This window comes from Aciduricibacillus chroicocephali (assembly GCF_030762805.1).
Taxonomy (GTDB): domain Bacteria; phylum Bacillota; class Bacilli; order Bacillales; family Amphibacillaceae; genus Aciduricibacillus; species Aciduricibacillus chroicocephali.
The window spans coordinates 510,001-521,348 of record NZ_CP129113.1; the positions used below are offsets into that span (position 1 = coordinate 510,001).

Sequence of the window (11,348 nt, forward strand, 5' to 3'; positions counted from 1 at the left end):
TAGATCAGGACCGCGCGAGTTACCGAAGTACTGCTGAAGAAGGGGATGTTGTATTCGTCACAGGTACATTAGGTGATTCAGCGAAAGGCTTGCAGTTGTTGCTCCAGCCTGAGCAGGAATTGGAACACCGTACCTATTTTGAGAGTCGGCATCAGAGACCTTCCCCAAGAGCAAAATTTGCTTATGAGGTTGCAAAACATACAAGAGTCACATTGAATGATATTAGTGACGGAATTGCAAGTGAGGCTAACGAGATTGCTGAATCCTCCTCTATCGATCTTCATATTCAATATGAACAATTGCCAGTGCATGAAGCTCTATCGGAAGATGACGAGAAAGATAAATGGATCTTATCCGGTGGAGAAGATTTCGAGCTGATTGGAACAGTTGCTAGAAAAGATTGGCCAATCGTTCACAAAGTTGCGAGCCAAACAAATGTTCAAGTGACCGAAATTGGCAAAGTTGTACCTAAGTCAGGGGAGATTGGTCAGGCTTGGCTTAGAAAAGAAGGGTTAATGAGTCGTTTGAATAAAAGCGGCTATAATCATTTTAAGTAGGTGAAGTTAACGACAATGCATCAGATCAGGACTGAATCCATGGAAGATACAATGCGACTCGGCGAAAAACTGGCTCTTCTTTTAAAAAAGGGAGATGTCATTACTCTGGAAGGGGAACTAGGAGCAGGAAAGACAACCTTTACAAAAGGGGTTGCGAGAGGTCTGGGGATTGTACAGACTTTGTCGAGCCCGACTTTTACCATTATTAAAGAATATAAAGGAGATCTTCCCCTTTATCATATGGATGCGTATCGACTGGAGCATTCTGAGGAAGATCTCGGTTTTGATGAATATTTCAGTGGAGATGGCGTATCTGTCGTTGAGTGGGCTCAATTCATTGAGGAATTCTTACCAAAAGAACGGTTGGATGTTAAAATAGAGTATCTGAATGAACATCAACGTCTCTTCACTTTGTCACCGCAGGGTATGCACTTTGAAGTTGTGGCAGCTGAATTACAACTATGATTGGTGCAGGGAAGAGCGGTTTTAAGGAGCAGCATGCATGAATATACTTGCAATGGACACTTCGAATCAGACTCTAGGCGTAGCATTGCTTCGTGACGGAGAGCTGATCGGTTCCTATATAACAAATGTTAAAAAGAATCACTCGGTTCGTCTAATGCCAGCCGTTGATGACTTGATGAAGGAAGTCGGTATGGAGCCGGAAGACCTTGATCAGATCGTTGTCGCCAATGGCCCTGGTTCTTATACAGGCGTCCGGATTGGTGTGACGACAGCAAAAACGCTTGCTTGGGCACTCAATATTCCTGTCAAAGCTGTTTCCAGTCTTGAACTGCTCGCTTGGCAGGGAAGAAATAGCAAACATGCAATTTGTCCTTTTTTTGATGCACGCCGTGGACTTGTATTTACTGGATTGTACGAGTTTAAGGATGGGAAGGCACAACTAGTGCGCCCGGAACAAAATATCTTAATGGAAGACTGGCTTCACGAGCTTAAGAATGAAGGAAGACCTGTGATTTTCTTAAGTCCGGAACTATCCATTCATCGAGAATGTATTGAGGCCATTATGGGAGACCTTGCAATCATTCCTAATGGTGCAAACCAATATCCGAACCCGGCTGATCTTGCTTTTTGTGGATTGGGTAAAGAAGGAATACAAGCAGGGGAGCTTGTGCCGAATTACTTGCGCCTTGCTGAAGCAGAAGCTAAGTGGCTTGAGTCTAATAAGGACAGGGAAGGCAATGAGTAAAACACATACAGAAACCGGCGTTAAAATTCGCCGGATGCAACTTGATGATTTGGAACAGGTCATGGAAATTGACCGTGCTTCATTCCCTTGTCCATGGCCAGAAGAGATCTTCAAACAAGAAATAAATGATAATGATTTCGCCTACTATTATGTAATGGAAATGGGCGATCGTATTATCGGCTATGCAGGTACTTGGATGGTACTTGGTGATGCACAGGTAACGAATATAGCTCTCTTACCGGAAATGCGCGGTAAGAAGCTTGGTGAGCGTTTATTCAAGCATATCGTGGCTGAAGCAATTATGAATGGCATGGAACGTTTATCTCTAGAGGTTCGTGTTTCCAATATTATCGCCCAAAAAATGTACCGTAAGTTCGGTCTCATTCCAGGCGGTGTTCGTAAAAATTACTATACCGACAATAATGAAGATGCTATTGTCATGTGGGTGGACTTTACATGAAAAAAGATACATGCATACTAGCTATTGAAACGAGCTGTGATGAAACAGCGGCAGCAATTGTGAAAAATGGAACAGAGCTGCTTGCAAATGTTGTTGCCTCACAAATCGAGAGCCATAAGAGATTTGGAGGCGTTGTTCCTGAGATTGCATCCCGCCACCATGTTGAAGCAATTACTGATGTGATCAGTGAGGCTTTTTCACAGTCTGGTCTTGAATGGGATGATATTGATGCTATTGCTGTAACAGAAGGTCCGGGCCTTGTGGGAGCATTGCTTATTGGTGTCAGCGCAGCAAAGGCTCTATCTTTTGCTAAGAAAAAGCCTTTAATCGGTGTCCACCATATCGCCGGCCATATTTATGCGAACCGGCTAATTGAAGAATTTGAATTTCCGCTGTTAGCTCTTATCGTTTCTGGAGGGCATACAGAGCTTGTCTTAATGAAAGGACACGGGGAATTTGAAGTCATTGGGCAGACACGGGACGACGCATGTGGTGAAGCATATGATAAAGTGGCACGCATGTTATCTCTCCCATATCCTGGAGGTCCGCATATTGACCGACTTGCTGCGGATGGAGAGGAAACGATTGAGTTCCCGCGTGCTTATTTAGAGGAAGGAAGCTTTGACTTCAGTTTCAGCGGTTTGAAATCTGCTGTAATCAATACGATTCATAATGCGAAACAGCGTGGCAAGGAACTGAAGGATGAAGATATCGCTGCAAGCTTCCAGGCTAGCGTTGTTGAAGTACTTGTTGAGAAGACATTCAAGGCGGCGAAGCAATATAATGTAAAAGAAGTTATTGTTGCTGGTGGAGTTGCAGCAAACAAAGGGCTCCGCAATAAGCTTGCTGAGCGATTTGAAAATAGCGGAATCCCGCTTCATTTCCCGCCAATCCATCTGTGCACGGACAATGCAGCGATGATTGGAGCTGCTGCCCATATTGCTTATGAGCAGGGGAGACGTCATGGGATGGATTTGAACGCGAACCCGGGCCTAGAATTATATTAAACAAGAGTAGTCAACAATTGCCTGTATCGAGTATAATTGTCAGGTAACCGAGAAATTTGCGGATATTTGTCAATTGATCGTCCGAATTCAGATGATTGGAAATTTGGTGTAAACAGATGCAAAAAAAACAATCTCATTTTTTTCAGAGTGACCTGATTATATTGTTGGTTCTTCTGATTAGTGTTAGCCTGCTTGCCATTTATAACGCCCAGCAGCTGGAACAGTATGAAGGTAAGAATTTCGTCATGTTGCAGAGTTTCTGGTATATTGTTGGGGTTTTGATTTTGATCGGCTTACAGATGATCGATACGGATCAGTACTATCGTGCGAGTCTAATTATTTACGGTGCGACTGTATTCCTGCTCGTCGTCCTTTGGTTAAGTCCGGAAAGCATTGCGAGAGAAGTAAACGGTGCAAAGAGCTGGTTCCATCTTCCGGGCTTTACTCTGCAGCCGAGTGAATTCACAAAGATCGGGCTTATTCTCTATCTTTCAGCAATTATCACGAAGCATAAAGAAAGAGTGAAAAGGCCTACACTGGAGACAGATTTGAAGCTCCTTGGCAAAATGATCATTGTTGTCGGGATACCGGTCATGTTCACAATGGTTCAGCCGGATATGGGTACATCACTTGTGTATTTATTTATCACAGGGATGCTCGTTATTTTGTCAGGGATTAACTGGAAAATTATAGCTACGATGGTTACGACGTTGCTTGTAGCTGCTGTTACGGTCGTCTTCATCGTAGTACAATTTCCGAATTTCGCACAAGACGTACTGCATATCAAGCCGTATCAGATGGGGCGGGTATTGACCTGGTTCGACCACTCTCAGCAAACGAGCAATGATACGTTCCATATCGACCGTTCCATGCAAGCGCTTGGTTCAGGCCAACTGACGGGAAAAGGAATGGACAGCTTGCAAGTCCAGCTGCCCGAAGCACAGACTGACTTTATATTCTCAGTAGTGGGTGAAAGCTTCGGATTCATTGGAACAGCGGCTGTTGTGCTGCTATATTTCCTGCTAATGTATAAACTCGTTACTCTCGGATTGCAAGTGTATACCCGCAATCCGTTTGGGTCTTATCTATGTTTTGGCTATATGAGTCTATTACTCATGCATACGTTCCAAAATATCGGCATGACAATCGGTATTATGCCGATTACCGGGATTCCGCTTTACTTCCTTAGTTATGGAGGGAGCTCGGTACTTGCTGCAATGTTAGGATACGGATTGATCTACAGAGTAGCTGTAGAGAATTCGATTCAGAATGATTATTTGTTCAAATAAAAAACTGCAACGGCAATTTGCCTGTTGCAGTTTTTTTATATCTATCATTCTTCTTCTGATAATATTGTCCATTCTTCCATATATTCATCAATCTGTGCTCGAATGGCTGCTGTTCGTTCAGTCAGTTTCATAACAGCTTCATGGTCTTCAAATACTTCAGGAAGTGTCATTTGCTCTTCAAGTTCAGCATGTTCGCTTTCCAGCATTTCTATTTTTTCTTCTAGTTCAGCAATGCGGCGTGCAATCTTGCGTTTTTCGCTTTGCAGCTGCTTCTGTTCTTTATAGGAAAGAGCTTGTTCGTTCTTCTTTTCTTCCTTTTTCGGAGCTGCTTTTTCGAGCTCGTCGAGTCTCTGGATCTCAGCCGTTTCTTCCTTTTTCTCTACATAATAATCGTAGTCGCCAAGATAGACTGTCGTACCTTCTTTTGTAAGCTCTACGACTTGGTCGGCGATGCGATTGATGAAATAGCGGTCGTGTGAAACGAATACGATTGTACCCGGATAGTCAATCAGTGCCGCTTCCAATACTTCTTTGCTGTCAATATCCAAGTGGTTTGTCGGTTCATCCAGGATAAGCAGGTTTGCACGTTGAAGCATGAGCTTTGCCAGGGCAAGACGTGCTTTTTCCCCACCACTCAGGGAGCTGACCGGCTTTAGGACATCATCCCCGGAAAATAGGAAATTGCCGAGGACAGTACGCACATCGCGTTCCATCATTGTTGGATAGTCGTCCCATAATTCCTTGAGCACTGTCTTTGTGGAAGAGAGCTCAGTCTGTTCCTGATCATAGTAACCGATTTCGACATTCGAGCCGATTCGAATTTCACCACTTGCTGGTGTGTAACGTCCAAGAATTGCTTTCAGCAAAGTTGTCTTTCCGGCACCATTCGGTCCGACAAGTGCAATTCGCTCTCCACGATTTACATGGAAATTTGCATGCTCAAACAGATTAGTAGATTCACCTTCATAGCGGAAAGCAACATCTTCAATCTTCAGCACATCATTCCCGGTTTTCTTGTCAATTTGGAAAGAGAAGGAGGCTGATGATTCATCACCGAGCGGTCGATCCATCATTTCCATCTTTTCAAGTTGTTTGCGGCGGCTCTGAGCTCGTTTTGTTGTAGAAGCCCGTACAATATTGCGTTGGATGAACTCCTCTGTACGTTTAATCTCTGCCTGCTGGTTCTCATAAGCTTTCAGTTCACTTTCATAATCAGCAGCCTTCTGTTCAAGATATTTGCTGTAGGAGCCGACAAAGCGGCGTGAACGATGGCGGGAAATCTCATACACGATCGAAACGGTCTTATCGAGGAAGTAGCGGTCGTGGGATACGATGGCTACTGCTCCCGGATAACCGCCGAGATAACCTTCCAGCCAATTCAGAGTCTCAATGTCCAAGTGGTTCGTCGGTTCATCGAGAATGAGCAGTTCAGGCTTTTTCAATAGGAGTCTGCCAAGGGCAAGACGTGTTTTCTGTCCACCACTCAGTTCTGTAATAGGTGTGCTGTAATCATACTCACTGAAATCGAGACCAGTGAGTACAGCGCGAATTTCGGATTCAAAGCTATAGCCACCATCCTGGTCAAAGGCATGTTGCTTGCGGTCATATTCGGCAAGTAAACGGGCATATTCATCTTCTGTATAGTCCCCGGAGTCTGCCATCTTCTGCTCCAGGCTGCGCAACTCCTTTTCACGGGCGATGAGATCGCTGAATACTTCGCGCATTTCATCCCAGATGGAGTTCGTCGTATCAAGTGCAGTATGCTGAGCGAGGTAGCCAATTTCTACTTCTTTCGGTTTAATCAAATCTCCGGAATCGTAGCTCATTTCACCGGCCATAATTTTGAGAAGGGTAGACTTGCCTGCGCCGTTACGGCCAACAATGGCAACCCGATCACGGTCTTTAATTTCCAATTTTATATTTGAAAGAATCTCCTCAGCCCCGAAGGACTTGGAGAGCTGATTTATCTGCATGACAATCATGGATATTCACCTCATCTGTTTCCAGTTTAGCGCAACCGGATTAGGGCAGGCAACCAGATTGTGAAAATTATCACGACTTCTTTCACCTTTTCTGATAGAATAGGAGAATGATATCATCACAGGAGTTGAGTGGATATGTCTGATTTCACGCATTTTAATGAACAAGGCAGAGCGCGGATGGTCGACATAAGCAGCAAGCAGGATACGGAACGAACTGCAATCGCTCGGTCGAGTGTGCGTGTCAATGAGGAAATCTACGAAAAAGTGAGCAAGCAGGAAATTGCCAAAGGAGATGTCCTGGCAGTAGCTCAAGTTGCCGGTATTATGGCAGCGAAGAAGACGTCGGACTGGATTCCTATGTGTCATCCGCTTCAGCTTAAAGGCGTCAACATCAGTTTTGAATGGGAAATTGATTCGGCGTTATATGAACTACATATCGAAGCTTCCGTCAAGACAAAAGGGAGTACGGGAGTGGAAATGGAAGCGCTCACAGCTGCAAGTGCAACAGCGCTCACTGTATATGACATGTGCAAGGCGATCGATAAGGGAATGATTATCGGTCCGACATACCTGGTTGAGAAAACTGGAGGCAAGTCCGGGGATTTCAAACGCAGCCCCGAGGAGGAATAAGCAGTGGAACAGCAAAATCAAAATAAAATTCCGCAGGCGACAGCGAAACGTCTGCCTTTATATTATAGATTTTTGAACAACTTGAACCATCAAGGAAAGAAGCGCGTTTCTTCAAAAGAATTGAGTGAGGCAGTGAAAGTGGATTCTGCCACAATCCGCCGTGACTTTTCATACTTTGGAGCACTTGGCAAGAAAGGCTATGGCTACAATGTCGAGTATCTCCTTGGATTTTTCCGCAAAACACTTGATCAGGATGAATTGACTGAAGTCGCACTGATCGGGGTAGGTAATCTTGGGACTGCCTTCCTGAATTATAATTTCATGAAAAATAACAATACGAAAATCGTCGTTGCTTTTGATAAAAGCTCTCATAAATCAGGCAGTGAAGTGGGCGGCATCCCGGTCTACAATATCGGCGAGCTGGAGAACAGACTTAATGGTGTGCGGGTAGCAATTCTCACTGTTCCGGCTTCAGAAGCACAGCATATTACAGATCGGCTTGTTGCGCATGGAATTGAGGGAATTCTCAATTTCACACCAGCACGTATTGCCGTGCCGAGTCATGTACGTGTTCATCATATTGATCTCGCAGTCGAGTTGCAGTCACTTGTTTACTTCCTAAAGCATTATCCAATGAAAGATCAGGAAACGAAAGAAGAAGCAGTCTCAACAGAAAAGAAGTAGCTCTCCAGCTTAGGAGTGCTACTTCTTTTTCATATGTTTCTTCATATTAAGATAGAAACGGATCAGGCGAATACACGCTCCGAACATAAACGTAGTGAATACCGTCAAAATGACAGTCGTTGCATTCCAAATCGTAGGTGCTGTCATTGCGCTTTTGTAAGCAGCGAAGAGGAACAGACAGCCCATCAGGAAGTAGACGATTGCCGGTATCATTGGTGAAATTCTCAAAAAAGTACGCCTCCAAGCAATATCGTCTGCAGAACTTCGGCCTGTTGCTGCATTCGATCAATATCTTCCGGGTCTATATTATATTGTAGAATAACACTGATGGAATTTAAAGCCATATGGACAGCAATTGGGACAATAATCCTCTTTGTTTTCATATATAGATAAGCAAAAACAAATCCCATCGACGCATAGATGAGCAAATGTACCAGTTCTCCGTGAATGAGACCGAACATGATGGAAGAAATGATTGCCGGGATTAAGAAGCCCATTCTCTTATACATGGAGCCAAAAATGATCTTGCGGAAAATGATCTCTTCCAGAATTGGCGCTATAAGTGCCGGGATGATGACAAAGAGCGGTGCGGAGCGGGCGAGCATCATGATCTGTTCCGTATTGGCGGATTCATTACTCACTTTAAAGAAGTTCTGTTCAATAAGGCCCGCGAGAATCTGAGCTCCATAGGAGAGAAATACGCCGAGTATAATCCAGCCAATCGTAGTATTGAAGTTCGTAGCATTGCGATCCATATTCTTTTTCATTTCTGGCTTCATAAGTAGGAGCACGAGAATGAGACCGACTGTGAAACTGCCGATACTCCAGTAGCCATTCGCTTGTATGATGGATAGGTCTGTCTTACCCATTAGCAGAGGAACACCTAGGAAGACGGAGAACTGCATGATGATGTAGACGGCGATAACGCCAAAATAGTTTTTCGCCAAGAGTCGGATTCTCCCTTTATTTGATTTCAACAGTATATGCATTCTGCCTGCTGTATATTATCCAGAATGAGGGCATATACTATAAGACTTGTCCTTTATTTTAGCATACGCTTCCTTTTAAGAAAAAATCCCAAAATTTATGAGGGTCATTGCTTGCATTTTATTTTTGGATTTATTATTATTGATACTGGAATTAGCACTCGTGTAAAGAGAGTGCTAATAATAAAAATAACCACACAGAAATCAAGGAGGTCATTCTAATGATCAAACCACTAGGAGATCGCGTAGTCATCGAACTCGTTGAACAAGAAGAGAAAACAGCAAGCGGTATCGTTCTTCCCGACTCTGCGAAAGAGAAGCCACAAGAAGGCAAAATCATCGCTGTCGGTTCTGGCAGCATCGTAGACGGCAAGAAAGTTGAACTCGAAGTTAAAGAGGGAGACCGCGTTGTATTCTCTAAATTTGCCGGCTCGGAATTGAAATACGATGGCAAAGAGTATTTGATCCTGCGTGAAAATGACATTCTTGCCGTTATTGGCTAATTGATTTCTAATCATACATCTTTTTAACAAAAATTGCGATTAATAGGGAGGATCATCTAATATGGCTAAAGACATCAAATTCTCAGAAGACGCTCGCCGTGCAATGCTGAAAGGCGTTGACACACTTGCAGATGCTGTCAAAGTTACACTCGGACCAAAAGGCCGCAACGTTGTTCTTGAAAGAAGCTTCGGCTCACCACTTATCACAAACGACGGTGTGACAATCGCTAAAGAAATCGAACTTGAAGACAAATTCGAAAACATGGGTGCTCAGCTTGTTGCGGAAGTAGCTTCCAAAACAAACGACGTAGCTGGTGACGGTACAACTACAGCGACTGTTCTTGCTCAAGCATTGATTACAGAAGGCTTGAAGAACGTAACTTCAGGTGCTAATCCTGTAGGTCTTCGCCGCGGTATCGAACAAGCTGTCGAAACTGCAGTTAAAGAACTTCAAGGCATCTCTAAAACAGTCGAAAGCAAAGAATCCATCGCACAAGTTGCAGCAATCTCTTCTGGTAACGAAGAAGTTGGTAACTTGATCGCTGAAGCTATGGAACGCGTTGGCAACGACGGCGTTATCACTATCGAAGAATCAAAAGGCTTCTCTACTGAACTTGAAGTAGTAGAAGGTATGCAATTCGACCGCGGTTATGCTTCACCATACATGGTAACTGACAACGACAAGATGGAAGCTGTTCTTGAGAACCCGTACATCTTGATCACTGACAAGAAAATCGGCAACATCCAGGAAGTTCTTCCTGTACTTGAACAAGTTGTCCAGCAAGGCAAGCCACTACTTATGATCGCTGAAGACGTAGAAGGCGAAGCACTCGCTACACTAGTTGTAAACAAACTTCGTGGTACATTCAACGCTGTTGCTGTTAAAGCACCAGGCTTCGGTGACCGTCGTAAAGCAATGCTTGAAGACATCGCAATCCTTACAGGCGGTGAAGTAATTACTGAAGATCTTGGTCTTGATCTGAAGAGCGCTACAATCGACTCTCTTGGTCGCGCAGCGAAAGTTGTTGTTACAAAAGAAAACACAACAATCGTTGAAGGCGCAGGCAGCCCGGACAACATCGCAGCACGCGTTGGCCAAATCCGCGCACAAGCAGAAGAAACTACTTCTGAATTCGATAAAGAAAAACTTCAGGAGCGCCTTGCGAAACTCTCTGGCGGCGTAGCTGTAATCAAAGTCGGAGCGGCTACTGAAACAGAATTGAAAGAACGCAAACTTCGCATTGAAGATGCTCTTAACTCTACTCGTGCAGCAGTAGAAGAAGGTATCGTAGCTGGTGGTGGTACTGCCCTTGTGAACGTATACCGCAAGCTAGAAAACGATTTGAAAGGTCTTGAAGGCGACGAAGCAACAGGCGCAAGCATCGTTCTTCGTGCAATCGAAGCACCTGTACGTCAGATTGCTACAAACGCAGGTCTTGAAGGCTCTGTCATCGTTGAACGCTTGAAAGGCGAAGAAGCAGGCACTGGCTTCGACGCAGCAACAGGCAAATGGGTTAACATGATCGACGCTGGTATCGTAGACCCTACAAAAGTTACTCGTTCCGCATTGCAAAACGCAGCATCTGTTGCGGCATTGTTCTTGACTACAGAAGCAGTTGTAGCAAACAAGCCGGAAGAAAATGCTAGCGTACCAGACATGGGTGGCATGGGCGGAATGCCTGGAATGATGTAATCTGCCTGCTTGAATCCCAGTAATAATAGGATTTTAAGCCTCTTATTTTCTATGAGAAAACCTGAAGGGTAACCTTTTCTGGATTAAGGGATTAAATTAGAGGTTTTCCATGAGTTCTTTGAACTTTTGGGAAGCCTCTTTTTTCATCTCTTTTGTCACATGCAAATAAACATTTTTTGTAGTATCTTCATTTTTGTGCCCTAAACGCTCCATAATTTGTGGAAGAATTACACCTGCTTCAGCAGGTATGTTTTTGAAACGCTCAATGTTTGTTCTTCAAAAACAATATCACGCAATTTTAAAGCACATATTTCACCTGCCCGCAAACCAGGATAAGCCAGAAAAAG

General features: G+C 44.1%; 13 protein-coding genes and 1 pseudogene (1 of these 14 running past the window's edge). 10 read left to right on the top strand and 4 right to left on the bottom strand.

Features of this window, described 5'->3' with window-relative positions:
• The 6 genes from thiL to QR721_RS02760 form a co-directional block, all read left to right on the top strand.
• Positions 1-557: the 3' portion of a thiamine-phosphate kinase gene (gene thiL / locus QR721_RS02735; protein ID WP_348028932.1), read on the top strand. 409 nt of this gene lie to the left of the window's left edge; 557 of the gene's 966 nt are visible here — the last part of the coding sequence; the start codon falls outside the window, past its left edge; the stop codon is at positions 555-557.
• A 15-nt stretch (positions 558-572) separates the two neighbouring features.
• Positions 573-1,022 (top strand): tRNA (adenosine(37)-N6)-threonylcarbamoyltransferase complex ATPase subunit type 1 TsaE, encoded by a 450-nt coding sequence (tsaE, locus tag QR721_RS02740; RefSeq protein WP_348028934.1) that lies wholly within the window; start codon positions 573-575, stop codon positions 1,020-1,022.
• Positions 1,023-1,059: 37 nt separating this feature from the next.
• Positions 1,060-1,767 (top strand): tRNA (adenosine(37)-N6)-threonylcarbamoyltransferase complex dimerization subunit type 1 TsaB, encoded by a 708-nt coding sequence (tsaB, locus tag QR721_RS02745; protein ID WP_348028936.1) that lies wholly within the window; start codon positions 1,060-1,062, stop codon positions 1,765-1,767.
• Positions 1,760-2,227 carry a ribosomal protein S18-alanine N-acetyltransferase gene (gene rimI / locus QR721_RS02750; RefSeq protein ID WP_348028938.1) on the top strand — a complete coding sequence of 156 codons (468 nt, stop codon included), beginning with the start codon at positions 1,760-1,762 and terminating at the stop codon, positions 2,225-2,227. Before tsaB ends, rimI begins: the two co-directional genes overlap by 8 nt.
• Positions 2,224-3,234 (top strand): tRNA (adenosine(37)-N6)-threonylcarbamoyltransferase complex transferase subunit TsaD, encoded by a 1,011-nt coding sequence (gene tsaD, locus QR721_RS02755; RefSeq protein WP_348028940.1) that lies wholly within the window; start codon positions 2,224-2,226, stop codon positions 3,232-3,234. Before rimI ends, tsaD begins: the two co-directional genes overlap by 4 nt.
• A 116-nt stretch (positions 3,235-3,350) precedes the next feature.
• Positions 3,351-4,523: an FtsW/RodA/SpoVE family cell cycle protein gene (locus QR721_RS02760; RefSeq protein WP_348028942.1), complete on the top strand. Its 1,173-nt coding sequence runs from the start codon at positions 3,351-3,353 to the stop codon at positions 4,521-4,523.
• A gap of 44 nt (positions 4,524-4,567) precedes the next feature.
• Here the strand turns inward: QR721_RS02760 and QR721_RS02765 are convergent, their stop codons facing one another.
• Positions 4,568-6,505, bottom strand: coding sequence for an ABC-F family ATP-binding cassette domain-containing protein (locus tag QR721_RS02765; RefSeq protein WP_348028944.1), 1,938 nt, complete (start codon positions 6,503-6,505; stop codon positions 4,568-4,570).
• 135 nt (positions 6,506-6,640) lie between these two features.
• Here QR721_RS02765 and moaC point away from each other — a divergent pair, with 135 nt between their 5' ends.
• The gene (gene moaC, locus QR721_RS02770) at positions 6,641-7,135 is read left to right on the top strand and encodes a cyclic pyranopterin monophosphate synthase MoaC (protein ID WP_348028946.1); all 495 of its coding nucleotides are present in this window, start codon (positions 6,641-6,643) and stop codon (positions 7,133-7,135) included.
• A 3-nt stretch (positions 7,136-7,138) separates the two neighbouring features.
• A complete protein-coding gene (locus tag QR721_RS02775; RefSeq protein ID WP_348028948.1) occupies positions 7,139-7,819 on the top strand; it encodes a redox-sensing transcriptional repressor Rex in 681 nt (226 codons plus the stop codon).
• Between the two features lie 18 nt (positions 7,820-7,837).
• Here QR721_RS02775 and QR721_RS02780 read toward each other — a convergent pair whose 3' ends face one another.
• Both QR721_RS02780 and QR721_RS02785 read right to left on the bottom strand, forming a co-directional pair.
• Complete coding sequence (locus QR721_RS02780; protein WP_348028950.1) at positions 7,838-8,047, bottom strand: DUF4305 domain-containing protein; 210 nt, start codon at positions 8,045-8,047, stop codon at positions 7,838-7,840.
• Positions 8,044-8,766, bottom strand: a complete 723-nt coding sequence (locus tag QR721_RS02785) for a CPBP family intramembrane glutamic endopeptidase (protein WP_348028952.1) — start codon at positions 8,764-8,766, stop codon at positions 8,044-8,046. The genes QR721_RS02780 and QR721_RS02785 overlap by 4 nt, the downstream gene beginning before the upstream one ends.
• 260 nt (positions 8,767-9,026) lie before the next feature.
• Between QR721_RS02785 and groES the strand changes: the two genes are divergently transcribed.
• Both groES and groL read left to right on the top strand, forming a co-directional pair.
• Positions 9,027-9,308 (top strand): co-chaperone GroES, encoded by a 282-nt coding sequence (groES, locus tag QR721_RS02790; protein ID WP_348028954.1) that lies wholly within the window; start codon positions 9,027-9,029, stop codon positions 9,306-9,308.
• 61 nt (positions 9,309-9,369) lie between these two features.
• Complete coding sequence (groL, locus tag QR721_RS02795; protein WP_348028956.1) at positions 9,370-11,001, top strand: chaperonin GroEL; 1,632 nt, start codon at positions 9,370-9,372, stop codon at positions 10,999-11,001.
• 96 nt (positions 11,002-11,097) lie between these two features.
• On the opposite strand, the pseudogene QR721_RS13875 reads toward groL, so the two are convergent.
• Positions 11,098-11,244 (bottom strand): annotated as a pseudogene (locus QR721_RS13875) (tyrosine-type recombinase/integrase); the annotation flags it as partial.
• Between the last annotated feature and the right edge of the window lie 104 nt (positions 11,245-11,348).